The organism is Variovorax paradoxus, from assembly GCF_000834655.1.
GTDB lineage: Bacteria > Pseudomonadota > Gammaproteobacteria > Burkholderiales > Burkholderiaceae_C > Variovorax > Variovorax paradoxus_F.
In genome coordinates, this window is sequence record NZ_JXQQ01000025.1 from 34,783 (window position 1) to 60,638 (window position 25,856).

A 25,856-nucleotide genomic window follows, 5' to 3' on the forward strand; every position below is an offset into this window, starting at 1 on the left:
CGCCCTTCGGGCGGCCGGGCGGGCGTCGATGAACGAGCAGTTCCAAAAGCTGATCGAGCGCGCCGAACAGCTCATTACCCGCATCGAATCGATCCTGCCGCAGCCGCTGTCGGCGCCGGTCGACTGGAACGCCTCCATCGCCTGGCGCTACCGCCGCCGCAACTCCGGCCACGGCGTACTGGAGCCGGTGAAGCATGTGGCTTCGATGGCGCTCGATTCGCTCAAGGAAATCGACGTCCAGAAGGAAAAGATCGAGCGCAACACGCGCCAGTTCGTCGAAGGCAAGCCGGCCAACAACGTGCTCCTGACCGGGGCGCGCGGCACGGGCAAGTCGTCGCTGATCCGCGCCTGCCTGCAGGCCTATGCGCCGCAGGGGCTGCGCCTCATCGAGGTGGACAAGGCCGAGCTGGTCGACCTGCCCGACATCGTCGAGGTGGTCTCGCAGCGTCCGGAGAAATTCATCGTCTTCAGCGACGACCTGAGCTTCGACGAGGGCGAGCCGGGCTACAAGGCGCTCAAGTCGATCCTCGACGGATCGATCGCGGCATCGACGCCCAATGTGCTGATCTACGCGACCAGCAACCGGCGCCACCTCTTGCCCGAGTACATGAAGGACAACCTCAGCTACACCCACACCGAAGACGGCGAAGTGCATCCGGGCGAGGTGATCGAGGAGAAGATTTCGCTGTCCGAGCGCTTCGGGCTCTGGGTGAGCTTCTACCCCTTCAGCCAGAACGAGTACCTGACGATCGTCGGCCAGTGGCTCTCGTCGTTCGGGGTCGACGCCGCCGCCATTGCGGCGGCGCGGCCCGAGGCGCTGGTCTGGGCGCTGGAGCGCGGTTCCCGCAGCGGCCGCGTGGCCTACCAGTTCGCCCGCGACTACGCGGGCCGGGGCACCGCGTGAGCGCAGAAGAGAAGGGTGCGCGCAAGCACACCGAGGTCGCGGTCGGCGTGTTGATCCGCCTCTCGGACGATGCGCTGCTGCTCTCGACGCGTCCCGAAGGCAAGGCCTACGCGGGCTACTGGGAGTTTCCGGGCGGCAAGATCGAAGCCGGTGAAACCGTCGAAGAGGCCCTGCGCCGCGAACTGCAGGAAGAACTCGGCATCACCATCAAAGGTGCTTCGGTCTGGAAGGTCACGGAGCACGACTACCCGCATGCGCTGGTGCGCCTGCACTGGTGCAAGGTGACCGCCTGGACCGGCGAGTTCGAGATGCGCGAAGGCCAGGCGATGGCGTGGCAGCAACTGCCGCTGGACGTGGCACCGGTGCTGCCGGGCGCGCTGCCGGTGCTCGAATGGCTGGTACAGGAGCGCGGCCTGCCCGCGTCGGCGGCGCTGGCCGTCTCGACCTTGGCCTGATGCGGGCGACCGGCCGGCACAACGGCCGGACGTCGCCCGAGGCCTGAGCCCGAAGATGCATCCCAAGTACCGCCCCGACATCGACGGCCTGCGCGCCGTTGCGGTCGCGTCGGTGCTGGCGTTCCATGCGTTTCCCGACGCGCTGCCGGGCGGCTTCATCGGGGTCGACATCTTCTTCGTGATCTCGGGCTTCCTGATCACGACGATCATCATGCAGAGCCACGCGGCGAGCGATTTCAGCTACCGCGACTTCTATGCACGCCGCATCCGGCGGATCTTTCCGGCGCTGATGCTGGTGCTGGCGGCGACGCTGGCCTTCGGCTGGTATGCGCTGCTGCCGCGAGAGTTTGCCGAGCTCGGCAAGCAGGCGGCGGGCGGTGCGGCCTTCGTGGCCAACTTCATCTTCTGGGGCGAGTCGGGGTACTTCGATACCGCGGCCGAGACCAAGCCGCTGCTGCACCTGTGGTCCCTCGGCATCGAGGAGCAGTTCTATATTTTCTGGCCGCTGCTGCTGGGCGTGGCATGGCGTCGGCGCTGGCCGATCGTGCGGCTGCTGTGGGTGATCGCAGTGGCGTCGTTCCTGGTCAACGTGACGACGGTGCATCCGTTCCGCGAGGCGGCGTTCTACTCGCCGGCCTCGCGTTTCTGGGAGCTGATGGTCGGCGGCATCCTGGCGTGTATGCGGCTCAAGCCCGTCGCGCCGAGCGTGTGGCGCAGCCATCTCCAGTCGGTGCTGGGCGTGGGCCTGCTCGTGCTGGGGCTCGTGATGACGCGCAGCGACAAGGCCTTTCCGGGCTGGTGGGCGCTGCTGCCGACGCTGGGGGCGGTCAGCTGCATCGCGGCCGGGCCGGGCGGCGTGCTGAACAAGTACGTGCTCTCGAACCGGGTGATGGTGTGGATCGGCCTCATCAGCTATCCGCTTTACCTGTGGCACTGGCCGCTCCTGGTGTATGCGCGGATCGTGGAAGAGGGCAATCCGTCGGCCTGGGTGCGTGCGGGCGCGGTTGTCGCGAGCGTCTTGCTGGCGTGGGCCACTTACCGCTTTCTCGAGCGGTTCACCCGGGCGCGCACGGGCGTCGGCATGCTGCGCGCGCTGGCCACCTCCGGCGTGGCGGTCGCGCTGGTCGGCGTGCTGGCGCTGGGCGGCATGCCGCCGCGCAACGGCAGCGACCTGCTGCGCAAGGTGACCGACGCCACGGTGGACGACAACTACTACGACGGCTTCAAACAGGAAAAGCTCGGAGCGCACAAGGTCGAGCGCACCGGCAGCGGCGCGCGCAAGGTGCTGCTGATCGGCGACAGCCATGTGCAGCAGTACGCACCGCGCGCGCTGGAACTCGCGCGCAGCGCGCCGGCGCAGATGGCCACGGCGTACTTCGCGACTTACGGGGCCTGCCCGCCGGTGCCGGGCGTGCTGTCCGATGGCAACGAAGGCTGCGACAAGGCGCGCACCGGCATGCTCGAACTGGCACTGGACCCGCGGATCGACACGGTCGTCGTCGGCGCGTGCTGGAACTGCTACTTCACCGGGAATTTCCCGCTGGCCTTCTACTTCCAGGAGGGTGGATCGGCCTACCCGATCAACAACGGCGGCCCGGGCCTCGGGCGTTCGCTCGACGCACTCGAGAAACTGTTGACGACGCTCGTCCAGAGCAAGAAAAAGGTGTACCTGCTGCTGGACAACGCGCGCAGCGTGGAGTTCGAGCCGCGCCGCCTGATCGAGGGCAGCCGCATGGGGCGGATGACCGCGCTGACCAGCACCACCACCGGCCCGTTGCCGCCCGAACAGGCAGAGCTCAACGAGCGGTTGAAGCGCATTGCCGCATCGAGCGGGGCGGAGGCCATCGACGTGCTCGCGCAGCTTTGCAGGTCGGGCGAGTGCGTGCGGTCCATGCCCGATGGCACGCCGGTCTACAAGGACCGCGAGCACTTGCGGCCCTTCTACGTGCGGGAGCACGCGGGCTATCTGGACCCAGTGTTCCTCGGGGACGGCGGCCGGTAGGCGCGGTGCCGGTCTACTGGAGCTTGGGGTCGCCGAACGGATCGTCGTCGGGTGGCGCCTCGGCCGGCATCCGGAATTCTTCGCTGGCCCAGGCGCCGAGATCGACGCCCTTGCAGCGCGCGCTGCAGAAGGGCCGGTAGGGGTTGGAGGGCGCGTAGATGCTCTCGCCGCCACAACTGGGGCAACGGACGATCCGCTCGCCTTTGTCGTTCACCTTCCCCGTCATGCGCAGAGTGTCAATTCAAAAGGCGCGTCTTCCGTGCTCTGGTGCAAACGGTCGTCGGCCTCGTGCCGCATGAGCCGGACCGAAACCATGAGGCGGTTGCCGCTGATTTCGGGGATCAGCCCCAGCCGGGGATCGATGCGCAGCCGCAGCAGCTGGAAGCTGCGCCCCTGCGGGAGGTTCTGCTGGAACTGCCCGTTCGTGGCGATGACCTTGTAGGGCACATCGGCATCGCGCAGCAGCTTGAGCAGGAGGTAGATGGAAGAAGCCAGCGGCGAGAGCGTGTTCGACCAGCGCTCCAGGTCCGCGCGGCGGCTGGCCGGCGTGCGGTGCTGCCAGGCGTAGTAGGCGGGCAGGTCGAACTCGCAGGTGCCGCCCGGAATGCCGGCGCGGCTGCGAATGCTCATGAGCCACTCGTTCTCCGTCAGCGCCTGGCCGGCCTTGCCGGCGACGCTGTTGAGGGCGGCGAAGTTGCCTTCGAGTTGGCCGACGACCTGGTCGAGCACTGCTTCAGCGATGGCCGGATTGCCCCGGTAGCTGTTGAAGACGTTCTTGTGCTTGTCGAGATCTCGCAGCACATCGGCCTTGAGGTCTGCGCGCGCCGCCACGTCCATGATCTCGAAGATCGTGATCAGGGCGTAGTGATGGGAAAGCGGCGATTCCGAGGGCACCAGTTCTCCGAGGCGACGGAACAGGTGTTCCAGCCTCAGGTAGGTGCGGATGCGCTCGTTGAAGGGGTACTCGTAAAGGATCACGCGTTTTTATCGGTTTCCTGTCGCGGGATCATAACTTCAGGGTGATTTGGAAGGGGGCGTCGGAAGCACCTCGCGCACGGCGGCCAGCATGCGGTCGCCGAGCAGGAGCTGTCCGTGCATCGACATGTGAGTGTCGTTCGAGAAATAGAAGTCGCGAACCTGAGAGTGTTTCTCACGTGTAAAAGCGAAGAGGTCGGGGCCCGTCAGCTTAGATTCGCGGAAGCCCGTTTCGAAATCCTTCGAGTAGTCGGGCTTCAGGTACACCGTGGTCTTGTTGGGGATCACCATCCACATGATCGGGACGGCGCTGTGCGCGGCTGTGAAGTTCTTCATCCAATCCAGGTGCGCGAGGGTCAGCGGGCCGTTGTCCTCGTCTTCGGCGAAGAAAGGCATCTTGTCGCATGCGTGGTGCGAGAAGTACTTGCAGCCGTTGGGCACCGGGCGCACCCAGGTGTTCCAGTCGAAGTAGGTGTCGGTTGCAGACTTTTTCGCTTTCCACGTGTTGTAGTACGTGGTCACGCCGGTCATGAACTGGACGTTCCAGTTGGGCGCGGGTTCGGGCACGGTCTCGTCCGGCTTGACCAGGGGATGCGGCATGGCGTCGTAGGGCATGCGCATCTTCTCGCACTTCGCGCTGTCCTTGGTGCGGTCGCCCAGCAGGCGCTCGACGCTCTCGATGATGATCAGCTTGCCCTTGAAGCCCGAGCGCTGGACCCACTGGTCGAAGTCGCCGCACAGCGCGTTCTCGTACTGGCCCCAGTAGCTGGTCGAGACGCGGTAGCCGGCCGCCACGAGCTTGGACTGCCAGCGGAAGGTCATGGAGAAGCTGTCGCCGATGACCATGATGTCCGCCTGATCGACCGGCGTGCCCTTGAGCAATGCGGGGTCGACTTTCGGCGGGGGCGCGGTCCAGCCGAACTCGCGCTCGGACAGGCGCCCGATCCGCGTGAGGTCGCCATAGGGAATGGGGCTGGTCAGCGAAACGATCCATAGCCCCATCAGCACGATGTAGCCGATGAAGAAGAACCGCAGCCAGACTTTCGCGGGCATCGTCATGTCGAATCAGAATTGGAAGTAGAGGAACGGGCTGTAGTTGCCCAGCTTCGAGACGCACCACGCGAACAGCGCGAACGTGCCGATGGCGAGCACCGCGGTCGAGAGCCACGCCATGACCGGGCGGCCCGCAACGGCCTTCGGATGCGGAATCCAGCGCTCCAGCGTGATGGTGGGCGGCAGCGCCAGGCAGATGATGATGCCGACCAGCATGGTCTGGAAGAACTCGGGCTTGCGGAACGGAACCGGGCCCAGCTCGCTGAACGCCGAGGGCGGCGCGCCGTGCAGGCCGAGCATGCCCTTGTAGATCGCCATGGCCGTGTGCATGCCGTCGGCGCGGAAGACGATCCAGGCCACCACCACGCAGAGGAAGGTCAGGAACCAGCCGAGCAGGCGGGCGATGCGCCCGGGCGTGGCGTTGCGGCGCACCTTGGCGTTCCAGAGGTGGTTGATCATCAGGAAGATGCCGTGCAGCGCGCCCCAGATCACGAAGGTCCAGGCGGCGCCGTGCCAGAGGCCGCCCAGCAGCATCGTGAGGAACAGGTTCAGGTAGCGCCGGGCCGGGCCCTTGCGGTTGCCGCCCAGCGGCACGTAGAGGTAGTCGCGCAGGAAGTTCGACAGCGAGATGTGCCAGCGGCGCCAGAACTCGATGATGTTGGTCGACTTGTAGGGCGAGCGGAAATTGAGCGGCAGTTGCACGCCCAGGCACAGCGAGAGGCCCACCGCCATGTCCGAGTAGCCCGAGAAGTCGAAATAGATCTGCAGCGTGTAGGCGAGCGCTCCGAACCACGCGGTGTAGAGCGTGGGCTCGATGCCCTTGTGCACGCCGTTGAACATCATGTCGGCGTACTGGCCCAGGGGGTCGGCGATCAGCAGTTTCTTGGCAAGGCCGAAGACGAAGATGGCGATGCCGATGGCCACCTTGTTCGGGTCGAGCCGGTAGGTGGAAGGGTTCGCGAACTGCGGCATCATCTGCGCGTGATGCAGCACGGGGCCCGCGATCAGGTGCGGGAAGTAGGTCACGAAAAGCAGGTAATGGACGAAGCTGCGCTCGTGCACCTTGCCCTGCCAGCAGTCGACCAGGAAGGCGATCTGCGTGAAGGTGTAGAACGAGATGCCGATCGGCAGCACGATGTGCACCAGCTCGATCGGCGTGAGGCCTGCGGCGACCAGGCCCGCGTCGACGTTTTCCAGAAAGAAGTTGGCGTACTTGAAGACGGCGAGCACACCCAGGTTGACCACCAATGCACAGATCAGCAGCGTCTTGCGCTTGCGGTCGTCGCGGCCCGGCGCGGGCGACAGGTGCAGGCCGAACCAGTAGTTGACGCAGATGGAACCCAGCAGCAGCGGCAGGGCCTGCACGCTCCACCAGCCGTAGAAAAAGAGCGAAGCCAGCGCGAGGAAGCCGGCGGCAGCGCGGGCGTTGCGCTTGCCAATCAGGAAAAACCCGATCAGGACCAACGGGAAAAAGACAAAAATGAATGGATACGAGTTGAAAAGCATCTCGGGGAGGGCACTGCGGCGAGCGCCTTTTTGTCGTAATCGTTATGCAGCCGCGATAGCGGCAGGTCTCGGATTATCGCGTGGTGGCCGCAGCCCACTGCTTCCAGAGACCCTGCACTTCGGTTTCGAGTTCCGCGAGCGTCAATGACTCGTTGAAAATGACTGCGTCGGCGGCTGCCCGGCGCGCCCGGCGCGAGGCCTGCTGGGCGATCACCGCGTTGACGGCTTCGGGCGTCCAGCCCGAGCGGGCGACAACGCGCTGGAGCTGCGTGGTTTCGGTGGCGTCGACCACCAGCACCCGGTCCACGATGGCTCGCCAGCGACCGGATTCGACGAGCAGCGGTACGTCGAACACCACGACGGCGACTTCGCCCGCGGCTGCGGCCTGGCGCTGGGTTTCCGTGCCGATCAGCGGATGCAGGATGGATTCGAGCCGCACCTTGGCGCCCGCATCGGTGAACACGATCTGGCGCATGGCAGCCCTGTCGAGGCCGCCGTCAGGGGCAATGACGCCTCGTCCGAAAGCAGCTTCGAGCGCCGGCATCGCGATGCCGCCGGCCTGCGCGATTCTGCGTGCGATCGCGTCGGTGTCGACCAGCACGGCGCCCTGGGCAACCAGCAGTCCGGCTACGGTGCTCTTGCCGCTGCCGATGCCGCCCGTCAGGCCGATGCGCCGAACCATGCCCGGATTCTCAATGGATCAGCGCGCCGAGCGGGAACGCGAAGGGCACCCATTGCCGCACGACTTCGGGACCGATCACCAGGCAGACGAGGCCCGCGCCGGCCAGGAAGGGACCGAACGCGATCGGGATGTCCTTGTGCGCCAGCTTGCCGACCACGCGAAGGGTGATGCCGATCACCGCGCCCACCAGCGAAGAGACGAGGATGATGGCGATGAGGTAGTCGGCGCCGAGCCAGACGCCCAGTGCGGCGAGCAGTTTGAAGTCTCCATAGCCCATGCCTTCCTTGCCTGTGACCAGGCGGTAGGCATGGTACACAAGCCAGAGGCTCAGGTAGCCGAACACCGCACCCCACACCGCCGAACTCAGGGGCACGCCGGTCCAGCCCATGGCCGCACCGACGAGGCCGAGCCAGAGGAGGGCGTAGTTCAGCGAATCGGGCAGGAACTGGGTGTCGAAATCAATCAGGAACTGGCAGATCAGGAGCGCGGCGAAGGCCGCCCACAACGCACCCGCGGGGGTGAGGCCGAAACGCCAGCCGCAGAGGGCGAAGAAAGCGCCCGTGACCAGCTCGACCAACGGATAGCGCGGGCTGATCGGGGTCTTGCACGACCCACAGCGGCCGCGCAGGAACAGGTAGCTCAAAACAGGGATGTTCTGGTACCAGCGGATCTTGTGGCCGCAGGCGCCGCAGCGTGATGCGGGGCGCGTGAGGTCGAAGGGCGGGAGGCTCTCGATCGCCACTGCCGCCTTGTCCGCCGCGGCTTCGAGTCCGGCAGGCGGCACAGCCTTGGGGCCGAAGACCAGCGACCACAGCGAGGGCACGTCCTTCGACGTCATCAGGTTGGCGACGGCGTCGGAGAGCCACTCCCGGTACATCATGACCGGGGTCCGGTAGATCACGACATTCAGGAAGCTGCCGATCAATAGCCCCAGCACGCCGGCCAGGACGGCGTCGAACCCTTGCGAAACCGGCATCAGACGACTTGGCCGAGCTTGAAGATGGGCAGATACATCGACACCACGATGCCACCGATGATGGTGCCGAGGAACACGATGATGATGGGTTCCATCAGGCTGGAGAGACCAGCGACCATGTCGTCGACCTCGGATTCGTAGAAGTCGGCAGCCTTGCCCAGCATGTGGTCGATGGAGCCGGATTCTTCGCCAATGGCGGTCATCTGGATCACCATCGAGGGGAAGAGATTGACGTTGGTCATTGCAGCCGTGAGGCTGGTGCCGGTCGACACTTCTTGCTGAATCTTGGCGGTGGCATCGCCGTAGACGGAATTGCCGGAAGCACCTCCCACCGAATCCAGCGCTTCGACCAGCGGCACGCCAGCGGCAAACATCGTGGCAAGCGTTCGCGTCCAGCGTGCAATGCAGGATTTTTCAATCAGCGTGCCAAAAATCGGAATGCGCAGAACCAGGCGGTCCATGAACTTTTGCATGCGCTCGTTGCGTTTCCATGCCTGCATGAAAAAGTAAAACCCGCCCCCGATGCCCCCAAAGATCAGCCACCAGTAAGACACAAAGAACTCGCTCATGGCCATCACAAACAGTGTCGGAGCCGGCAAGTCGGCGCCGAACGAAGTGAAGACCTGCTTGAAGGCCGGAATCACAAAGATCATGATGATCGCCACCACGACGAATGCGACGACCACCACAGAGGTCGGATACATCAACGCCGACTTGATCTTCGACTTGATCGCCTCGGTCTTTTCCATGTAGGTGGCAAGACGATCGAGCAACTCTTCGAGAATACCCGCCGCTTCACCAGCCTCCACCAGATTGCAGTAAAGGTTGTCGAAGTACTTCGGGAACTTGCGGAAGGCGGCTGACAGCGAAGTGCCGGTTTCCACGTCGCTGCGGATGTCGTTGAGCAGCTTCGCAACGCTTGCATTCGCGTTGCCGCGGCCGACGATGTCGAAGGACTGCATGAGCGGCACGCCGGCCTTCATCATGGTGGCGAGTTGGCGCGTGAAGATCGCGATGTCCTTGGGCTTGATGGCCTTGCCCGAGCGCATGCGGCGCTTCTTGATCTTGCTGGCGAGCACGCCTTGACGTCGCAGCGCAGCCTGTACCTGGTTCTCACCGGCGGCTCGAAGTTCGCCGCGCACCAGCTTGCCGTTACGGTCCTTGCCTTCCCACTCGAAGACAAATTCCTTGTGCGTGATCTGGGAGGAGCGGGGGGATGCCACTGTTGCCATTCGATCTCCGGTATTCAGTGTTCGTTATTCGTTGGTGCAAGCCACCACTTCTTCGAGCGAAGTGAGACCCTGCCTGACTTTTCCGAGGCCCGATTGGCGCAGCGAACGCACGCCCTCGGCTTCGGATTGCTGCGCGATGTCGAGTGCGCTGCCATCGCGCAGGATGATTTCCTGGATGGCTTCGGTGATCGGCATCACCTGGTAGATGCCGACGCGGCCTTTGTAGCCTCCGCTGCATGCGGAGCAACCGACCGGGCGGTAGGGCTTCCACGTGCCGTCCAGGTCCGCTTCCTTGAAGCCCGCTTCAAGCAATGCTTCCCGTGGGATGTCCGCCGGCACGCGACATACCGTGCAAAGCCGTCGCGCGAGGCGCTGCGCGGTGATCAGGATCACGCTCGATGCGATGTTGAACGGCGCAATGCCCATGTTGCGCATGCGCGTGAGCGTGGTGGGAGCGTCGTTGGTGTGCAGCGTCGAGAGCACCAGATGGCCAGTCTGCGCGGCCTTGATCGAGATGTCGGCGGTTTCGAGGTCGCGAATTTCGCCGACCATGATGATGTCCGGATCTTGGCGCAGGAACGCGCGCAATGCGGTGGCGAAGGTTAGGCCGGCCCGCTCGTTGACGTTGACCTGGTTGACGCCTGGCAGGTTAATTTCGGACGGATCTTCCGCCGTCGCGATGTTGACGCCTGGCTGGTTCAAAAGATTCAGGCAGGTGTAGAGCGACACCGTCTTGCCCGAGCCCGTGGGACCGGTGACAAGCACCATGCCGTAGGGGCGGCCGATGGCGTAAAGGAGGCGCTCTTTTTCTACAGCGTCGTAGCCGAGCGCGTCGATACCCAGCCGTGCACTGCTTGGGTCCAGGATACGTACCACGATCTTTTCGCCGAACAGCGTGGGCAGCGTGCTCACGCGAAAGTCGATCACGCGGTCCGGCCCGATCTTGAGCTTCATGCGGCCGTCCTGCGGCACGCGCTTTTCGGAAATGTCGAGCCGCGAGATGACCTTGATGCGGGACGCCAACTTGTCCTTGATGACGGTGGGCGGACTGGCAATTTCGCGCAGTTCGCCGTCGACCCGGAAGCGCACGCGGTAGTGATGCTCGTAAGGCTCGAAGTGAATGTCGGAGGCGCGCATGCTGACTGCGTCGAGCAGCATCTTGTGAAGAAAGCGCACGACAGGCGCGTCTTCGACTTCGGCGATCGCCTGTTCGCTGACGTCGCCCGCGGTTTCGGCGCTTACATCATCGAACTCGAATTCGGAGCCGACGATGTTATTGATGGTCTCTGCCGCGCTCGCTGCGGCAGCATCGATCATTCGCGAAAGCTTGTCGTATTCCGCGATGACCCAGTCAACGCCCATTTGCGAGGCGAACTTGATCTTCTCCGCGGCTTGCTGGTCAGACGGGTCCGCCGTTGCAACAATGAGACGGTTGTTCCGCTTGCTGAGGACAACGATGCGATATGCGTGGCACAGCTTCGGATCGAGCAAATCCTTGGGTAGACGCTGGTGGTCGATGGCGTCGAGATCGAGCAGCGGTGCGCCGAAAGCGGTGGAAAGTGTGTGGGCGAGATCGGCTGCAGAGACCGCACCTGTCCCAGTCAACTCTGCGATGAAGCTGGTGCGGCCGCTCAGGGACTTCTGGTAGATGTCTTCTGCGATTTTTGCGGGCAACTTGCCAGCCGAAACGAGAGCCCGCGCCAAGCCCGGGAGGGCTATTTGCGAGAGTTCTTTAACTGGAAGTTCGGCAGCGGCCATTCAGCGAATGAAAAAGATGTGAGAAAGTGCTTCACGATCATCGCTCATCGCCCCTGTGCTGTAAATCGCTACACAGCAACAGGCATGGCCATTATTTATGCCAGCCAAAGGCTGGTCGGGGTGAGAGGATTCGAACCTCCGGCCTCTACGTCCCGAACGTAGCGCTCTACCAGGCTAAGCTACACCCCGATTGGTTGCAAGAAAAAAGAAGTCGTCCTAAATGCCAACTCTGGTGAGGTGTTTCAGGCACGTCGCTCAAGCAACTGAGCCGCCAATTGTAGCAAACCGGCGGCGTGCGAATTCGATGGAAAGTCGCGCAAAGCATCGATTGCGCGTTTTGCCTCGGCGGCGGCCGCAGCGCGGGATGCATCCAGTGCGCCGGTTTCGCGCACGATCTCCACGACCTTGCTCAGCTGAGCCGTGTCACCTGCTTCGATGGCCGCGCGCACTAATCCGCTCTGGACTGGCGTGCCGCGCTGCATGGCAAAAATCAGGGGGAGGGTGGTTTTACCTTCGCGCAGGTCGTCGCCGACGTTCTTTCCTGTCTCTTGGGCGTCGCCAGCGTAGTCCAGCACGTCGTCGATCACTTGGAATGCGGTGCCAAGCGCCTGCCCGTAGGTGGCGCAGGCTTCCTCCACTTCCGGCGCGACCCCAGCGAGCACGGCGGCAAGGCGTGTGCTGGCCTCGAAAAGCTTGGCGGTCTTCGAACGGATGACGCGCAGGTACGCAGCTTCGTCCAGCGAAGCGTCATGCATGTTCATCAACTGAAGCACTTCGCCTTCCGCGATCACGTTGGTCGCTTCGGCCAGGATTTCCATCACGCGAGTGTTGTTTGCATCCAACATCATCTGGAATGCTCGCGAGTACAGGAAGTCCCCGACCAACACGCTGGCCGGGTTGCCGAACGATTCGTTGGCGGTTGCGCGACCACGTCGCAGTGTCGACTCGTCGACAACGTCGTCGTGCAGCAGTGTGGCGGTGTGGATGAACTCCACCACGGCCGCCAAGTTGAAGCGCTGTTCGCTCGTGTATCCCAATGCGCCCGACATCAGCAGCAGGAGCGCGGGCCGCAGGCGCTTGCCGCCCGCGGAGATGATGTACTTGGAGACTTGGCTGACCAACGGCACGCCTGTGTCGAGGCGGCGTGCGATCACGCGGTCGACTTCGACCATGTCGCCGGCAATCAGGTCCAGCACGGTGGCGGTAGGGGAGGTGTCGGCGGCGGGGACTGGCAAAGCGGAGGCGCGGGGCGCTGCTGAAGATGAGGGCGGCCCAGGGGCCGGAAGGCGCAAATTATAGGGAGGGCCGCCTGCCTGCCAGGGGTCGGACGAGGCGAAGGGGGTTAGCGGGTACGAACCGCGCTATAATCTTGGGCTCTGCGGAATTCGCTGCGGAGACTCATTTCTAAGAGGTCTTACATGTACGCGGTCATAAAAACCGGCGGCAAGCAGTATCGCGTTGCTTCCGGCGAAAAAATTAAAGTAGAACAGATTGCTGCGGACGTAGGCCAGGAAATCGTGATCGACCAGGTTCTGGCAGTCGGAAACGGCGCTGAAATCAAGGTTGGCACGCCCCTGGTGTCCGGCGCAACGGTGACAGTCACGGTACTGTCGCACGGCAAGCACGACAAGGTCGGCATCTTCAAGATGCGCCGTCGCAAGCATTATCAGAAACGTCAAGGCCATCGCCAGCAGTTCACCGAACTGCAAATCGGCGCGATCGCCGGCTAAGGAGCACATTCCATGGCACAGAAAAAAGGCGGCGGCTCAACGCGAAACGGGCGCGATTCCAAGCCCAAGATGCTCGGCGTGAAGGCGTTCGGCGGCGAACTGATCAGCGCAGGCTCGATCATCGTGCGTCAGCGCGGCACCCAGTTCCACCCCGGCGTGAATGTCGGCGTGGGCAAGGACCACACGCTCTTCGCCCTGGTCGACGGCCACGTGTCGTTCGGTCACAAGGGTGCGCTCAACAAGCACATGGTCAACGTGACCCCCGCGGCGTAAGCCTCGCGTCACTTCGATCAGCCCGAGGCCCCGCTTTGCCGGGGCTTCTTCATTTGTAGACTGGACATCCCATGAAGTTCGTAGACGAAGCCTTCATCGACATCGCCGCCGGCGATGGCGGCAACGGCTGCGTGTCGTTCCGTCATGAGAAGTACAAGGAATTCGGCGGCCCCAACGGCGGCGACGGCGGCCGCGGCGGCCATGTGTTCGCGGTGGCCGACTCGAACCTCAACACACTGGTCGATTTCCGCTATTCGCGCCGGCACGAAGCCAAGCGTGGTGAGCACGGCATGGGCTCTGACATGTTCGGCGCCGCAGGCGACGACATCACGCTCAAGGTGCCGGTCGGTACGATCATCAGCGACGCCGAAACGGGTGAAGTGCTGTACGAGCTGCTGACCGAAGGCGAGGTCATCACCATCGCCAAGGGCGGCGACGGCGGCTTCGGCAACATGCGCTTCAAGAGCGCCATCAACCGCGCTCCGCGGCAGAAGACGCCGGGCTGGCCCGGTGAAAAGAAGAGCCTGAAGCTCGAATTGAAGGTGCTCGCCGACGTCGGCTTGCTGGGCATGCCGAATGCGGGCAAGTCGACGCTGATCAGCGCCATCTCGAACGCACGTCCGCGCATTGCGGACTATCCCTTCACTACCTTGCATCCGAATCTGGGTGTCGTGCGCGTCGGTCCGGAGCAGAGCTTCGTCGTGGCCGACCTGCCCGGCCTGATCGAAGGCGCATCGGAAGGCGCCGGCCTCGGCCATCTCTTCCTGCGCCACCTGCAGCGCACGCGGCTGCTGCTGCATGTGATCGACATGGCCCCGTTCGACGACGCTGTCGACCCGGTGGCGCAAGCCAAGGCCATCGTGGGCGAGCTGAAGAAATACGATGCGGCGCTCTACGACAAGCCGCGCTGGCTGGTGCTGAACAAGCTCGACATGGTGCCCGCCGACGAGCGCGCGGCGCTGGTCAAGGACTTCGTCAAGCGGCTGCGCTTCAAGGGGCCGGTGTTCGAGATCTCGGCGCTCACGCGCGAGGGTTGCGAGCATCTGGTGCAGGCCGTCTACCAGCAGGTCAAGGCCCAGCAGGTGGCTGAACACGAGCCGGTCGAGGTCGATCCGCGCTTTGTCCAGCTGCCGCCCGATCCGGCCTGAGTGCGGCATGGCATCGAAATCGATGCGACTCGACAGATAGCAAAATCAGCAGCCTTCACGACCGCGACACGCCCCCCCATGACATCGAATTCCGGATCCACTGCCTTGCGGGATGCCCGCCGTATCGTCGTCAAGGTGGGCTCGAGCCTCGTGACCAACGAGGGGCGTGGTCTCGATGAAGCCGCCATCGGCGAGTGGTGCCGGCAGCTTGCGGCACTGGTGCGCGAAGGGCGCGAGGTCGTGATGGTGTCCAGCGGCGCCATCGCCGAAGGCATGAAGCGCCTCGGCTGGCGCACCCGGCCTCATGAAATCCACGAGCTCCAGGCGGCTGCGGCTGTCGGCCAGATGGGCCTGGCCCAGATGTACGAGACCAAGCTGCGCGAGAACGAGATCGGCAGCGCGCAGGTGCTCCTGACCCACGCCGACCTGGCCGACCGCGAGCGCTATCTCAACGCTCGCTCGACCCTCGTCACGCTGCTGCGCCTGGGCGTGGTGCCGGTCATCAACGAGAACGACACCGTCGTCAACGACGAGATCAAGTTCGGCGACAACGATACGCTCGGCGCGCTCGTGGCCAACCTGGTCGAAGCCGATGCGCTGATCATCCTGACGGACCAGAAGGGCCTCTACACGGCCGATCCGCGCAAGGACCCGGACGCCAAGTTCGTGCACGAAGCAGCGGCCGGCGACCCGGCGCTCGAGGCCATGGCTGGCGGGGCGGGCTCCAGCCTCGGCCGCGGCGGGATGATCACCAAGATCCTGGCCGCCAAGCGCGCCGCCGGCTCGGGCGCATCGACCGTGATCGCCTGGGGCCGCGAGGCCGATGCCCTGCTGCGTCTCACGCGCGGCGAATCCATCGGCACGCTGCTGGTGGCGCAGACGGCCAAGCACCAGGCGCGCAAGCGCTGGATGGCCGACCACCTGCAGCTGCGCGGCGCCGTCATCGTCGATGCGGGGGCCGCGGCCAAGGTGCGCGCCGAAGGCAAGAGCCTGCTGCCGATCGGCATGACGGGCGTGTCGGGTGAGTTCTCGCGCGGCGACGTGATCGCGGTACGCGACGCCGAGGGCGTCGAGCTGGCGCGGGGCCTGGCCAACTATTCGAGCGTGGAGGCGCGCCTGCTGTGCCGGAAGCCCTCCGGCGAGTTCGAGCGCCTGCTGGGCTATGTCGCGGAGCCGGAGATGGTCCACCGCGACAACATGGTGCTGATGCCCAGCTGATCGGCAGATCGGCGAAAGAAAAACGGGGCCCAAGGCCCCGTTTCTTCATCTCGGCGTCGCTTCGCCTATTGCACTTCGCGCACCGGATTGCGGATGTTCTGCACCATCTCCCCGACCGAACTGCGCGGCGCGTTGCCGCGGCAGATGCCCTGGCTCGACAGTGCCCGCGTGTAGCGCGAATTCAGGTCGGTGATGCGCTTCCATTCTTGCTTCGTCACTTCCTGCCATGCGCCGCTGTTGTAGCGCGCATAGCTCTTCATCTCGGCGGTCGAGCAACGCACGCCTTCGTAGAAGGCATTGACGGCCCCGCCGCTGCGGTTGCTGGCCACCACCACGTAGCGCACGATGCCGTCGGGCGTGATCGTGATCGTTCCCGGATCGATGCCGAACTTCAGGCTCATGTACGGAGGCATTTCGATCGGCAGCAGGCGGCTTTCGCTGAAGGCCGGCGGCGGCGGTGCTGCCGTTTCTTCCCATTCCTTGTCCGTCTCGGACCGCTTGGGCGGCGGCGGCGAGCCCGCTTGCGCCCAGTCGGGGTTGTCGGTGTCGTACTTGCCCGATGCGCATCCGGCGAGGATGCCGAAGCAGGCCAGGAGAAGAACGCGCTCAGCGTTGCGTCGGAAAGAAGGGCGCGTTGTTGTTGGGAAGAGGAGGTTCATCGCTCGCAGAAGGAATGTCGGGATGCGGATCGAAGCTGCCGCCGGGCGGCAGGTCCAGACCCGCGGGCGCTCCGGCGTCCAGCGGATGGCGCTCGAATTCTCGGGCGCGCACATTGCTGCGCAGGAAGCGGTTGCGGAAATCCTGCCGGGGCAGGTAGCGAGCAAGCTCGGTGAGCGCCATCTCGTAGACGCCGCGCTTGAACTCGACGACGACGTCGAGCGGCACCCAGTAGTCATGCCAGCGCCAGGCGTCGAATTCGGGATGGTCGGTTGCACGCAGGTTCAGATCCCAGTCGTGGCCGACGAGTTGCAGCAAATACCAGATTTGTTTCTGGCCCTTGTAGTGGCCCCGTGCGTCACGGCGGATGAACCGATCCGGCACCTCGTAGCGCAACCAGTCGCGGGTACGGGCCACGATGCGCACATGCTCCGGGTGGAGCCCCACTTCCTCGTGCAGTTCCCGGAACATGGCTTGCTCGGGACTTTCGCCGCGGTCTATGCCGCCTTGCGGAAACTGCCAGGAATGCGTGCGTATGCGTTTGCCCCAGAAAACCTGGTTTCTCTGGTTGAGCAGGATGATGCCGACGTTGGGCCTGAAGCCGTCCCGGTCGAGCATAATCAAACCCCAATTTTTGAACTGAGTCGATTATGCATGCCGGGTTGCCCTCGGCAAGCGCGATGCCAGTCTCTCAGGGTCTCTCCGGGGGAGCAGTTCCCCACTTCCGTACGTCGAATCCAGCGATTCCATCACCACGATCCCGATGAAAGCTTCCCGATTTTTTGTCTCCACCCTCAAGGAAGCGCCCGCCGATGCAGAGGTCGCGAGCCACCGTCTGATGATGCGGGCCGGCATGATCAAGAAGCTCGGCACGGGCATCTACACCTACATGCCGATGGGGCTGCGCGTGATCCGCAAGGTCGAGGCGATCGTGCGGGAAGAGATGAACCGCGCTGGGGCCATCGAGCTCACGATGCCGGTGGTCCAGCCGGCCGAGTTCTGGCAGGAGACCGGGCGCTTCGAGAAGATGGGCCCGGAGCTCCTTCGCATCAAGGACCGGCATGACCGCGACTTCGTGATCCAGCCGACCAGCGAGGAGGTGGTGACCGACATCGCCCGCCAGGAAATCCGCAGCTACAAGCAGCTGCCGAAGAATTTCTACCAGATCCAGACCAAGTTCCGCGACGAGCGGCGTCCCCGCTTCGGCCTGATGCGCGGGCGCGAATTCATCATGAAGGACGCCTACAGCTTCGACCGCGACCTCGATGCGGCCAAGGCCAGCTACCAAGTGATGGCGCAGGCGTACCGCAACATCTTCGACCGCTTCGGCCTGCGCTACCGCGCCGTGGCGGCCGACAGCGGTGCCATCGGTGGCGACCTGAGCGAAGAGTTCCAGGTGATCGCCGCCACCGGCGAGGACGCCATCGTCTACTGCCCCGACAGCAATTACGCCGCCAACATGGAAAAGGCCGAGGCGCTGGCCCCGGCCGGCCCGCGCCCCGCAGCCGCCAAGGCGCTCGAGAAAACGCCGACCCCCGGCAAGAGCACATGCGCCGACGTGGCCGAGCTGCTCGGCGTGCCGCTTGCAACCACCATCAAGTCGCTGGTGCTGGCCACCGACATCCTCGATGAGGCCGGCAACCCGAAGGGTTCGCAGGTCTGGCTGCTGCTCCTGCGCGGCGACCACGACATGAACGAGATCAAGGTCAGCAAGGTGTCGGGCCTGGACCAGGGCTTCCGCTTCGCCACGCTCGCCGAAATCGACGATCACTTCGGCTGCAAGCCCGGCTACCTCGGCCCGCTGAACCTGAAGAAGCCCGTCAAGCTCATCGCCGACCGCGAGGCCGCCGTGCTGGCCGACTGGATCACCGGCGCCAACGAGGTCGATTTCCACATGACCGGCGTCAACTGGGGCCGCGACCTGCCCGAGCCTGAAATCGTGGCCGACCTGCGCAACGTGGTGGCGGGCGATGCCTCGCCCGACGGCAAGGGCGTGCTGGCCATCGAACGGGGCATCGAAGTCGGCCACGTCTTCGTGCTGGGCACCAAGTACAGCAAGGACATGAACGCCACCTACCTGGACGAAGGCGGCAAGCCGCAGTTCCTCGAGATGGGCTGCTACGGCATCGGCATCACCCGCCTGCCGGCCGCCGCCATCGAGCAGAACCACGACGAGCGCGGGATCATCTGGCCCGACGCGCTGGCACCGTTCACCGTGGTGGTCTGTCCCATCGGCATGGACCGCAGCCCCGAGGTCAAGGCGGCCGCCGAGGCGCTCTATGAATCGCTGCTCGCCAAGGGCGTCGATGTGCTGCTGGACGACCGCGGCGAGCGCCCCGGCGCGATGTTCGCCGACTGGGAGCTGATCGGCGTGCCGCACCGCGTGGTCATCTCCGACCGCGGCCTGAAGGAAGGCCAGCTCGAGTACCAGCACCGCCGCGACACGGCCGCCACGAAGGTGCCGTCGGCCGGCATCGCCGACTTCATCGCCGGCAAGCTCGCCGCATGAGCTTCACCGGCCGTTGCACCGACGACCCAGGGGCAACCGCCGCGGCGGATGGCATGGCCATCTCGCGGCGCAAGTGCATCGGGTTCGCCGCGGCTTCGGGCGCGCTGTCGCTGGCTGCGTTGCCGCAGTCCGCGTTTGCCGGTGCACAGATCGAAGAGCCGCTGATCGACTCGGTGCGCACCGCGCTGAGTTCGGCCATCCACAACAAGGCGCCGCCGGTGCCGGAGTTCTCGACCACCGAGGCGCGCCTGGTCTACCTGCGCTGGCTCGGCGAAATGAGCGAGCGGCTCAAGAAGAAGATCGCCGACTGGCCGACGCGCAAGGAATTCCTGCAGACCGTCTGGTACGAAGCCAAGCGCTCGGGGCTCGACGTGAGCCTGGTGCTCGGGCTGGTCCAGGTCGAGAGCAACTTCCGCAAGTTCGCGGTGTCCAGCGCCGGCGCCCGGGGCTACATGCAGGTCATGCCGTTCTGGACCCGCGTGATCGGCGACAGCGATTCGGCCAAGCTCTTTCACATGCAGACCAACCTGCGCTTCGGCTGCGTGATCCTGCGTCACTACCTGGACCGCGAGAACGGCGACCTGTACATGACCCTCGGCCGCTACAACGGCAGCCGCGGCAAGTCGCCATACCCGAACGCCGTGTTCGCGAACCAGCGGCTCTGGGCCTACGACGACAAGGCGCGCGAACGCGACAGGGATCGCGAACACGAAAAGGACCGCTCGGCAGCCTGAATCTCGCTTTCAGGAATACCGTGGGGCCGGCTCCCCCGGGCCGCAGGTATTACCCGTGGCAGGGGACGGCCGAGCGACACGACGTGCGCGCAGCCTTGGGGGCGAGACTAGGTTTTTGTGACCATCACCTGGTCGATGCGGTAGCTGTCCACGTCCATCACCTCGAAGGTGTAGCCGCCCCAGGTCACGCTGTCGGTTCGCTTGGGCACACGGCGCAGCATCACCATCAGGAAACCCGCCAGCGTTTCGTACTCGTCCGAATGCGGCAGCTCGTCGATCTGCAGCGCGCGCTGCACGTCCTGGATCGGCGTCACGCCATCGATCAGCCATGAGTTCTCGTCCCGCTTCACGATCTGCTCCTCGTCGGGCATCGTCACCAGGTCGCCCATCACCGTGCTCATCACGTCGTTGAGCGTGATCACGCCCACCACCAGGCTGTACTCGTTGACGATGATCGCGAAGTCCTCGTGCGCCTGCTGGAACTGCTCGAGCACCTCGGTCAGCGAGAGCCTGTCGGGAATCACCAGCGCCTTGTGCAGCGTGAGGCCCTGGTCGAAGGCCAGCGGCTGCCCGCTGAGCACGCGCTGGAACATCTCCTTGGCATCGACATAGCCGAGCACGTGGTCGATGTCGCCATCGCACACCGGGTAGGCCGAGAAGGGCTCGGCCACGATGCGCGCGCGCAGCACCGACTCGGGGTCGTCGTGCAGGAACCAGGCGATGCTGTCGCGCGCCGTCATCACGCTGCTCACGAGCCGCGTGTCGAGCTCGAACACGTTGGCGATCACCTGCTGCTCGCGCACGGCGAGCACGCCGGCCCGCGCGCCGGCCTCGGTCATGGCGAGGATGTCGGCCGAGGTGATCTTGTCGTCGCGCGCCATCGGCATGCCGAGCACCTTGAACAGCAGGTCGGTGCAGCGCGTGAAGAACCACACCAGCGGCTTGAAGGTGGTGATCAGCACCAGCATGGGCCCGACCATGCGCACCGCAATGCGCTCCGGATCGCTCATGCCCAGCCGCTTGGGAAAGAGGTCGGCGAACACCAGGAACACCGCGATCACGATCACGAATGAGCAGAGGAACGCCACGTTCGCGGACGCCTCCACGCTCAGCCAGCTCTCGAAGAATCGCGCGAAATACGGGCTGAGCGAGCCCTCGCCCACGACACCGCCGAGGATCGCCACCGCGTTGAGGCCGATCTGCACGACCGTGAAGTAATGGCCAGGCTGCTCCTGCACGCGCAGCACGCGCTCGGCCCGTGGATCGCCTTCGTCGGCCATCTGGCGCAGGCGAAGGCGCCGCGACGCGGCCAGGGTGATTTCGGCAAGGGAGAAGAACGCGCTCATCGCGATCAGCAGGACGATGATGAGCAGGCTTTGGGTGAGGTTCATGGTGGCACGGCGAAGAGCGCCATGGTGCCATGACTCGGCCCGCGAAAAACCTTCAGACGCCGCCGTGCGGATGGGTCGGATCGACCCACAGCACCGATTCGGGTTTCTCCACAGGTTCGATGTCGAGGTTCACGGCCACCGCCTCGCCATCGCTGCGGCACAGCACGCATTCGAGCGTCTCGGTTGCGCTCGCGTTGATTTCCTGGTGCGGCACATAGGGCGGCACGTAGATGAAGTCGCCCGGCCCGGCCTCGGCGGTGAACTCGAGCTTCTCGCCCCATCGCATGCGGGCTCGGCCGCGCACGACGTAGATCACCGATTCGAGGTGCCCGTGGTGATGGGCGCCCGTTTTGGCATCGGCATGGATGGTGACCGTGCCGGCCCAGAGCTTCTGGGCGCCCACGCGGGCGAAGTTGATGGCGGCGGCCCGGTTCATGCCGGGCGTCTGCGCGGTGTTGACGTCGAGCTGGTTGGCCCCGATCACGCGAACGCCGTCGTGCTTCCAGGCCGGGGCGGCGTCGTCGCCATCATGCGAATGGCCGTGGTCCGCGTGATCGTGGCTCATGGCAAGCCCCGAAAACTCAGGCGGGGTTGCCGTTCAGCACCTGCTGCAGCTCGCCCGACTCGTACATCTCCATCATGATGTCCGAGCCGCCGACGAATTCGCCTTTCACGTAGAGCTGGGGGATCGTGGGCCAGTTGCTGTATTCCTTGATGCCCTGGCGGATGCCGTCGTCTTCGAGCACATTGACGGTCTTGAGCGTCTTGGTGTCGACGCCCACGGCCTTGAGGATCTGGATCGCGCGGCCAGAGAAGCCGCACATCGGGAAGCTGGCATTGCCCTTCATGAAGAGCACGAGTTCGTTGGTTTTGACGAGGTCGTCGATGCGTTGCTGAGCGTCGGACATGGGAACTCCTGAAAAGTGGGGGGCTGAAGCGATTATTTCACCGCGCGCCAGATTCCGCCCGAGCATCGCTGGATGCCTGCCAGGTCGTCCCGGCTTTGGACTTCGGCGAAGCCGCGGGTGTCGAGCAACTGGCGCACGGCGGGGGCCTGGTCGTGGCCGTGTTCGAGCAGCAGCCAGCCGCCGTCGGCGAGGTGGCCGGGGGCGCTCTGGACGATCTGGCGGATGTCATCGAGCCCGTCCGCGCCCGCAACCAGGGCACTGGAAGGCTCATGCTGCAGCGCGGGCAAATGTGGGTCATCGGCGGCGATGTACGGCGGATTGCTGGCGATGACCGTGTAGCCGTAGGCGGCGCCGTCGAGCCAATGGGCCCGGGCAAAGCGCACCCGCAGTCCGAGGCGCCGGGCGTTGGCCTCTGCGACGGCCAGCGCGTCGGCACTGGCATCGACCGCATCGACCTGTGCATCCGGGCGCGCATGCTGCAGGGCCAGCGCGATCGCGCCGCTGCCCGTGCCGAGGTCGAGCACGCGTGGAGCGGTGCGGCCTTCGAGGCATTGCAGCGCCCAGTCGACCAGCGTCTCGGTGTCCGGGCGCGGCACCAGCACCCGCGCGTCGACCTGCAGGTCGAGGCCGTGGAATTCCTTGGTGCCGAGCAGGTAGGCCACCGGCTCGCCCGCGACGCGGCGCGACAGCTGCGACGCGAGCGCTGCCCATGCGGCATCAGGCATGGCGTCGGTGTCGTGCGCGAGCAGCCAGGCGCGGTCGTGCGGTGCGCGACCCAGCGCGGCCAGCAGCAGCAACTGGGCATCGAGCCGATCGATGCCCAGGGCCATCGCCGCTGTCAAGGCCTCGGCCACGGTGGATGGAGCGGTGGCGTCGGTCATCACGCGGGCAGGCTCGATTCCAGTTCCGCCAGTTGCTCGGCCTCGCGCGCGGCGCGCAGCGCCTCCAGCACGTCGCCCAGGTCGCCTTCCATGATCGCCAGCAGCTTGTAGAGCGTGAGGTTGATGCGGTGGTCGGTGAGCCGACCCTGCGGGAAGTTGTAGGTGCGGATGCGGTCCGAGCGGTCGCCGCTGCCGATCAGGCCCTTGCGCATCGCCGCGTCCTTGGCGGCGCGTTCGCTGCGGTCTTTTTCCTGGATGCGCGCCGACAGCACCTGCAGCGCCTTGGCCTTGTTGCGGTGCTGGCTGCGGTCGTCCTGGCACTCGGCCACGATGCCGGTCGGGATGTGCGTGATGCGCACGGCCGAATCGGTCTTGTTGATGTGCTGGCCGCCGGCGCCGCTCGCGCGGTAGGTGTCGATGCGCAGGTCGGCGGGGTTGATCTGCACCGCCACGGTTTCATCGGGCTCGGCCAGCACGGCGACCGTGCAGGCGCTGGTGTGGATGCGGCCCTGGGTCTCGGTGGCCGGCACGCGCTGCACGCGGTGGCCGCCCGATTCGAAGCGCAGCTTGCCGAAGACGTCGTCGCCGACGATGCGGATCACCACTTCCTTGTAGCCGCCGAGCTCGCTCGCGCTCTCGCTCACGATCTCGCAGCGCAGCCCTGCGCGCTCGCAGTAGCGCGTGTACATGCGCAGCAGGTCGCCCGCGAAAAGCGCCGATTCGTCGCCGCCCGTGCCGGCGCGGATTTCCATGAAGGCATTGCGCGCGTCGTCGGGATCCTTGGGGAGCAAGAGGCGCTGCAGTTCTTCTTCGAGCTGCACGAGCTCGGCCTCGGCACCCGCGATTTCCTCGCGCGCCATCTCGGCCATGTCCGGGTCCTCGAGCATTTCCTTCGCGCCGGCGATGTCGGTCTCGCGCTGCTTGTAGCGCTCGTAGCGGCCGGCGATCTGCGTGATCTCGGCGTGCTCGCGCGAGATGGTGCGGTACTGCGCCATGTCGCTCATGATGTCTTCGCGCGAGAGCAGGAAGTCGAGCTCGCCCAGCCGCTGGACGTAGCGTTCGAGTTGGTGGCGCAGAAAGGATTTCACGGGAGAAGAGGCTCGAAAAAAATGGGGGGCGAATGCCGCATGCAGCGGCAGGGCGCATGGAGACCGCGGCACGCAGGGCCGGGCCGCTGACGAGCGTCGCTAACGCTCTTTGCGCAGGAACAGGCGCGAGAGGGTCTGCGCGGTCTGCTCGCGCGATGCGGCATCGCCCGAATGCAGCTCGGCCATCGCGCCGTGCATCATCTTCTGCGTGAGCCCGCGCGACATCGCCTCGAGCACCGCATCGACCGATTCGCCCTTGGCCAGGAGCTTGCGGGCCCGCGCCATCTCGGCGGCGCGCCACTCGTCGGCCTGTGCATTGAGCTGCTGGATCAGCGGCACGGCGCCGCGCTGTCCCAGCCAGTGCATGAAGTTCTGCACGCCCGCGTCGATGATCACTTCGGCCTGCGCCACCGCGGCCTGGCGGTTGGCCTGGCCTTGCTGCACGACCTGCGCGAGGTCGTCGACCGTGTAGAGATAGACGTCTTCGAGCGCCTTGACTTCGGGCTCGATGTCGCGCGGCACTGCCAGGTCGACCATGAACATCGGACGGTGCTTGCGTGCCTTGAGCGCGCGTTCGACGGCACCCAGGCCGATGATCGGCAGCGTGCTCGCGGTGCAGCTGATCACGATGTCGAATTCGGCGAGCCGCGCCGGCAGGTCGGCCAGCCGCATCGCCTCGCCGCCGAAGCGCGTGGCGAGCTTTTCGCCGCGCTCCAGCGTGCGGTTGGCGATGGCGATGGACTTCGGCTCCTTGGCAGCGAAGTGCGTGGCCGCGAGGTCGATCATTTCGCCTGCGCCGACGAACAGCACGCGCGTCTTGCGCAGGTCTTCGAAGAGTTGTCCGGCCAGCCGCACGGCCGCGGCCGCCATGCTGATGGAATGCGCGCCGATCTCGGTGGCCGTGCGCACTTCCTTCGCCACGGCGAACGAGCGCTGGAACAGCTGGTTGAGCGTGGTGCCCAGGGCGCCGACGGTTTCCGCCGCGCGCACCGCGTCTTTCATCTGGCCGAGGATCTGGGCCTCGCCGAGCACCATCGAATCGAGCCCGCTGGCCACGCGGAAGACGTGGCGCGCGGCCTCGTCGTCGTGCAGGGTGTAGGCATGCGAGCGCAGCAGGGCGGGAGCCACGCCGCCGCTCTGTGCCAGCCAGCCGACCGTGTGGTCGAGGGCGATGTGCTCGGAGGCGCAGTAGATCTCGGTGCGGTTGCAGGTCGAGATGATCGCGGCCTCCACCTGGGGGTGGCGCCCGCCGGCAAAGGAGCTGCGCAGGCTCTGCAGGGTCGGGGCGATCTGGTCGAGCGCGAACGCAAAACGACCGCGCAGATCGAGCGGCGCGGTCGTGTGGTTCAAGCCTAGAGCCCAGACAGACATGGGCGTGATTATAAAATCAGCAGCGGCCCGGGGCTTGCCGAGGGACAAATGGCTTTCCCTATAACAGCCATAACCTTCGTCGCATGTGAGCGGCGCCTCCCTCTCACCCCCTTTCCGACTGCCCGATGGACCTGCCGGCCCTCTTCGATCACCTGCTTAATTTTGTGGCACCCGCGGCGTTCATCGCCCTGGTGCTGGCCCTCGTGGGCCGGTTCCTGGGCGGGCGCCGGGCGGGCGTTCCGCGCTGGTGGGTGCAATGGGCCATCACGTTTGCGGCCGGCGTCGGGGTCCTGGTTCTCGGCCTGGTGGTGTTCGGGAGCGATGGGGTGATGGCGACCTATGCGGCGCTCGTGGCGGTCTGCGGCACCGTGCAATGGCTCGCGATGCGCGGCTGGCGCCGCTGAA

At 65.3% G+C, this 25,856-nt stretch carries 27 protein-coding genes and 1 tRNA gene; 10 read left to right on the plus strand and 18 right to left on the minus strand.

The features are described from left to right. The first annotated feature begins 28 nt into the window (after positions 1 to 28). From RT97_RS11390 to RT97_RS11400, 3 genes are read left to right on the plus strand one after another with little or no spacing between them, the layout of a single operon-like run. Positions 29 to 904 carry an ATP-binding protein gene (locus tag RT97_RS11390; RefSeq protein WP_042578891.1) on the plus strand — a complete coding sequence of 292 codons (876 nt, stop codon included), beginning with the start codon at positions 29 to 31 and terminating at the stop codon, positions 902 to 904. Further along, a complete protein-coding gene (locus RT97_RS11395; RefSeq protein WP_042578892.1) occupies positions 901 to 1,359 on the plus strand; it encodes a (deoxy)nucleoside triphosphate pyrophosphohydrolase in 459 nt (152 codons plus the stop codon). Before RT97_RS11390 ends, RT97_RS11395 begins: the two co-directional genes overlap by 4 nt. Positions 1,360 to 1,414: 55 nt before the next feature. Next, a complete protein-coding gene (locus RT97_RS11400; protein WP_042578893.1) occupies positions 1,415 to 3,361 on the plus strand; it encodes an acyltransferase family protein in 1,947 nt (648 codons plus the stop codon). A gap of 13 nt (positions 3,362 to 3,374) precedes the next feature. Here the strand turns inward: RT97_RS11400 and RT97_RS11405 are convergent, their stop codons facing one another. The 10 genes from RT97_RS11405 to RT97_RS11450 form a co-directional block, all read right to left on the minus strand. Next, positions 3,375 to 3,587: a DNA gyrase inhibitor YacG gene (locus tag RT97_RS11405; RefSeq protein WP_042578894.1), complete on the minus strand. Its 213-nt coding sequence runs from the start codon at positions 3,585 to 3,587 to the stop codon at positions 3,375 to 3,377. Further along, on the minus strand, positions 3,584 to 4,339 hold the full coding sequence (gene zapD, locus RT97_RS11410) for a cell division protein ZapD (protein WP_042578895.1): 756 nt from the start codon (positions 4,337 to 4,339) through the stop codon (positions 3,584 to 3,586). The genes RT97_RS11405 and zapD overlap by 4 nt, the downstream gene beginning before the upstream one ends. A gap of 36 nt (positions 4,340 to 4,375) precedes the next feature. Next, positions 4,376 to 5,389, minus strand: coding sequence for a hypothetical protein (locus RT97_RS11415; RefSeq protein ID WP_253278210.1), 1,014 nt, complete (start codon positions 5,387 to 5,389; stop codon positions 4,376 to 4,378). A gap of 12 nt (positions 5,390 to 5,401) precedes the next feature. Further along, the gene (locus RT97_RS11420; RefSeq protein WP_042578897.1) at positions 5,402 to 6,895 is read right to left on the minus strand and encodes an MBOAT family O-acyltransferase; all 1,494 of its coding nucleotides are present in this window, start codon (positions 6,893 to 6,895) and stop codon (positions 5,402 to 5,404) included. 73 nt (positions 6,896 to 6,968) lie between these two features. Further along, complete coding sequence (gene coaE, locus RT97_RS11425) at positions 6,969 to 7,577, minus strand: dephospho-CoA kinase (RefSeq protein WP_042578898.1); 609 nt, start codon at positions 7,575 to 7,577, stop codon at positions 6,969 to 6,971. 10 nt (positions 7,578 to 7,587) lie between these two features. After that, positions 7,588 to 8,553: a prepilin peptidase gene (locus RT97_RS11430; RefSeq protein ID WP_042578899.1), complete on the minus strand. Its 966-nt coding sequence runs from the start codon at positions 8,551 to 8,553 to the stop codon at positions 7,588 to 7,590. Beyond that, positions 8,553 to 9,785, minus strand: coding sequence for a type II secretion system F family protein (locus RT97_RS11435; RefSeq protein WP_042578900.1), 1,233 nt, complete (start codon positions 9,783 to 9,785; stop codon positions 8,553 to 8,555). Before RT97_RS11435 ends, RT97_RS11430 begins: the two co-directional genes overlap by 1 nt. Before the next feature lie 24 nt (positions 9,786 to 9,809). Then, entirely contained in the window at positions 9,810 to 11,543 is a 1,734-nt protein-coding gene (gene pilB, locus RT97_RS11440; RefSeq protein ID WP_042578901.1) for a type IV-A pilus assembly ATPase PilB, read from the minus strand. Positions 11,544 to 11,655: 112 nt separating this feature from the next. Continuing rightward, positions 11,656 to 11,732 (minus strand) — tRNA-Pro (locus RT97_RS11445). A gap of 53 nt (positions 11,733 to 11,785) precedes the next feature. Then, complete coding sequence (locus RT97_RS11450) at positions 11,786 to 12,778, minus strand: polyprenyl synthetase family protein (protein ID WP_042578902.1); 993 nt, start codon at positions 12,776 to 12,778, stop codon at positions 11,786 to 11,788. Between the two features lie 183 nt (positions 12,779 to 12,961). On the opposite strand from RT97_RS11450, the gene rplU reads away from it, so the two are divergent. The 4 genes from rplU to proB all read left to right on the plus strand — a co-directional run bounded on the left by rplU (position 12,962) and on the right by proB (position 15,912). Further along, positions 12,962 to 13,273, plus strand: coding sequence for a 50S ribosomal protein L21 (gene rplU, locus RT97_RS11455; RefSeq protein WP_042578903.1), 312 nt, complete (start codon positions 12,962 to 12,964; stop codon positions 13,271 to 13,273). 12 nt (positions 13,274 to 13,285) lie between these two features. Next, on the plus strand, positions 13,286 to 13,546 hold the full coding sequence (gene rpmA, locus RT97_RS11460; protein WP_013543198.1) for a 50S ribosomal protein L27: 261 nt from the start codon (positions 13,286 to 13,288) through the stop codon (positions 13,544 to 13,546). A 71-nt stretch (positions 13,547 to 13,617) separates the two neighbouring features. After that, the gene (gene cgtA, locus RT97_RS11465) at positions 13,618 to 14,694 is read left to right on the plus strand and encodes an Obg family GTPase CgtA (protein WP_042578904.1); all 1,077 of its coding nucleotides are present in this window, start codon (positions 13,618 to 13,620) and stop codon (positions 14,692 to 14,694) included. 78 nt (positions 14,695 to 14,772) lie between these two features. Next, the gene (proB, locus tag RT97_RS11470; RefSeq protein WP_042578905.1) at positions 14,773 to 15,912 is read left to right on the plus strand and encodes a glutamate 5-kinase; all 1,140 of its coding nucleotides are present in this window, start codon (positions 14,773 to 14,775) and stop codon (positions 15,910 to 15,912) included. Between the two features lie 65 nt (positions 15,913 to 15,977). Here the strand turns inward: proB and RT97_RS11475 are convergent, their stop codons facing one another. Further along, entirely contained in the window at positions 15,978 to 16,571 is a 594-nt protein-coding gene (locus RT97_RS11475; RefSeq protein ID WP_172672191.1) for a CNP1-like family protein, read from the minus strand. Then, a complete protein-coding gene (locus tag RT97_RS11480) occupies positions 16,519 to 17,187 on the minus strand; it encodes an RNA pyrophosphohydrolase (RefSeq protein ID WP_042578906.1) in 669 nt (222 codons plus the stop codon). The genes RT97_RS11475 and RT97_RS11480 overlap by 53 nt, the downstream gene beginning before the upstream one ends. Positions 17,188 to 17,332: 145 nt before the next feature. On the opposite strand from RT97_RS11480, the gene RT97_RS11485 reads away from it, so the two are divergent. Together RT97_RS11485 and RT97_RS11490 are read left to right on the plus strand one after the other, a co-directional pair. Continuing rightward, a complete protein-coding gene (locus RT97_RS11485; RefSeq protein ID WP_042578907.1) occupies positions 17,333 to 19,078 on the plus strand; it encodes a proline--tRNA ligase in 1,746 nt (581 codons plus the stop codon). Positions 19,079 to 19,131: 53 nt separating this feature from the next. Then, entirely contained in the window at positions 19,132 to 19,812 is a 681-nt protein-coding gene (locus RT97_RS11490; RefSeq protein ID WP_042578929.1) for a lytic transglycosylase domain-containing protein, read from the plus strand. Positions 19,813 to 19,919: 107 nt separating this feature from the next. Here RT97_RS11490 and RT97_RS11495 read toward each other — a convergent pair whose 3' ends face one another. From RT97_RS11495 to hemA, 6 genes are all read right to left on the minus strand, one after another. Next, entirely contained in the window at positions 19,920 to 21,203 is a 1,284-nt protein-coding gene (locus RT97_RS11495) for a hemolysin family protein (protein ID WP_042578908.1), read from the minus strand. A 52-nt stretch (positions 21,204 to 21,255) separates the two neighbouring features. After that, positions 21,256 to 21,768 (minus strand): cupin domain-containing protein, encoded by a 513-nt coding sequence (locus tag RT97_RS11500; protein ID WP_042578909.1) that lies wholly within the window; start codon positions 21,766 to 21,768, stop codon positions 21,256 to 21,258. 16 nt (positions 21,769 to 21,784) lie between these two features. Further along, positions 21,785 to 22,111, minus strand: a complete 327-nt coding sequence (gene grxD / locus RT97_RS11505) for a Grx4 family monothiol glutaredoxin (RefSeq protein WP_013543189.1) — start codon at positions 22,109 to 22,111, stop codon at positions 21,785 to 21,787. 32 nt (positions 22,112 to 22,143) lie between these two features. After that, a complete protein-coding gene (prmC, locus tag RT97_RS11510; RefSeq protein ID WP_042578910.1) occupies positions 22,144 to 22,992 on the minus strand; it encodes a peptide chain release factor N(5)-glutamine methyltransferase in 849 nt (282 codons plus the stop codon). Beyond that, positions 22,992 to 24,080, minus strand: coding sequence for a peptide chain release factor 1 (gene prfA, locus RT97_RS11515; RefSeq protein WP_042578911.1), 1,089 nt, complete (start codon positions 24,078 to 24,080; stop codon positions 22,992 to 22,994). The genes prmC and prfA overlap by 1 nt, the downstream gene beginning before the upstream one ends. Before the next feature lie 99 nt (positions 24,081 to 24,179). Next, positions 24,180 to 25,451 (minus strand): glutamyl-tRNA reductase, encoded by a 1,272-nt coding sequence (gene hemA, locus RT97_RS11520; RefSeq protein WP_042578912.1) that lies wholly within the window; start codon positions 25,449 to 25,451, stop codon positions 24,180 to 24,182. 125 nt (positions 25,452 to 25,576) lie between these two features. Here hemA and RT97_RS11525 point away from each other — a divergent pair, with 125 nt between their 5' ends. Then, positions 25,577 to 25,855: a hypothetical protein gene (locus RT97_RS11525; protein WP_042578913.1), complete on the plus strand. Its 279-nt coding sequence runs from the start codon at positions 25,577 to 25,579 to the stop codon at positions 25,853 to 25,855. Position 25,856: the final 1 nt, after the last annotated feature.

Bases quoted from the DNA above. Each gene is read 5' to 3' on its own strand.
- RT97_RS11390 (WP_042578891.1), top strand. From the start codon at position 29: ATGAACGAGCAGTTCCAAAAGCTGATCGAGCGCGCCGAACAGCTCATT.
- RT97_RS11400 (WP_042578893.1), top strand. From the start codon at position 1,415: ATGCATCCCAAGTACCGCCCCGACATCGACGGCCTGCGCGCCGTTGCG.
- RT97_RS11405 (WP_042578894.1), bottom strand. From the start codon at position 3,587: ATGACGGGGAAGGTGAACGACAAAGGCGAGCGGATCGTCCGTTGCCCC.
- RT97_RS11415 (WP_253278210.1), bottom strand. From the start codon at position 5,389: ATGCCCGCGAAAGTCTGGCTGCGGTTCTTCTTCATCGGCTACATCGTG.
- RT97_RS11420 (WP_042578897.1), bottom strand. From the start codon at position 6,895: ATGCTTTTCAACTCGTATCCATTCATTTTTGTCTTTTTCCCGTTGGTC.
- coaE (WP_042578898.1), bottom strand. From the start codon at position 7,577: ATGGTTCGGCGCATCGGCCTGACGGGCGGCATCGGCAGCGGCAAGAGC.
- RT97_RS11430 (WP_042578899.1), bottom strand. From the start codon at position 8,553: ATGCCGGTTTCGCAAGGGTTCGACGCCGTCCTGGCCGGCGTGCTGGGG.
- RT97_RS11435 (WP_042578900.1), bottom strand. From the start codon at position 9,785: ATGGCAACAGTGGCATCCCCCCGCTCCTCCCAGATCACGCACAAGGAA.
- pilB (WP_042578901.1), bottom strand. From the start codon at position 11,543: ATGGCCGCTGCCGAACTTCCAGTTAAAGAACTCTCGCAAATAGCCCTC.
- rplU (WP_042578903.1), top strand. From the start codon at position 12,962: ATGTACGCGGTCATAAAAACCGGCGGCAAGCAGTATCGCGTTGCTTCC.
- rpmA (WP_013543198.1), top strand. From the start codon at position 13,286: ATGGCACAGAAAAAAGGCGGCGGCTCAACGCGAAACGGGCGCGATTCC.
- cgtA (WP_042578904.1), top strand. From the start codon at position 13,618: ATGAAGTTCGTAGACGAAGCCTTCATCGACATCGCCGCCGGCGATGGC.
- proB (WP_042578905.1), top strand. From the start codon at position 14,773: ATGACATCGAATTCCGGATCCACTGCCTTGCGGGATGCCCGCCGTATC.
- RT97_RS11475 (WP_172672191.1), bottom strand. From the start codon at position 16,571: ATGAACCTCCTCTTCCCAACAACAACGCGCCCTTCTTTCCGACGCAAC.
- RT97_RS11480 (WP_042578906.1), bottom strand. From the start codon at position 17,187: ATGCTCGACCGGGACGGCTTCAGGCCCAACGTCGGCATCATCCTGCTC.
- RT97_RS11485 (WP_042578907.1), top strand. From the start codon at position 17,333: ATGAAAGCTTCCCGATTTTTTGTCTCCACCCTCAAGGAAGCGCCCGCC.
- RT97_RS11490 (WP_042578929.1), top strand. From the start codon at position 19,132: ATGGCCATCTCGCGGCGCAAGTGCATCGGGTTCGCCGCGGCTTCGGGC.
- RT97_RS11495 (WP_042578908.1), bottom strand. From the start codon at position 21,203: ATGAACCTCACCCAAAGCCTGCTCATCATCGTCCTGCTGATCGCGATG.
- RT97_RS11500 (WP_042578909.1), bottom strand. From the start codon at position 21,768: ATGAGCCACGATCACGCGGACCACGGCCATTCGCATGATGGCGACGAC.
- grxD (WP_013543189.1), bottom strand. From the start codon at position 22,111: ATGTCCGACGCTCAGCAACGCATCGACGACCTCGTCAAAACCAACGAA.
- prmC (WP_042578910.1), bottom strand. From the start codon at position 22,992: ATGACCGACGCCACCGCTCCATCCACCGTGGCCGAGGCCTTGACAGCG.
- hemA (WP_042578912.1), bottom strand. From the start codon at position 25,451: ATGTCTGTCTGGGCTCTAGGCTTGAACCACACGACCGCGCCGCTCGAT.
- RT97_RS11525 (WP_042578913.1), top strand. From the start codon at position 25,577: ATGGACCTGCCGGCCCTCTTCGATCACCTGCTTAATTTTGTGGCACCC.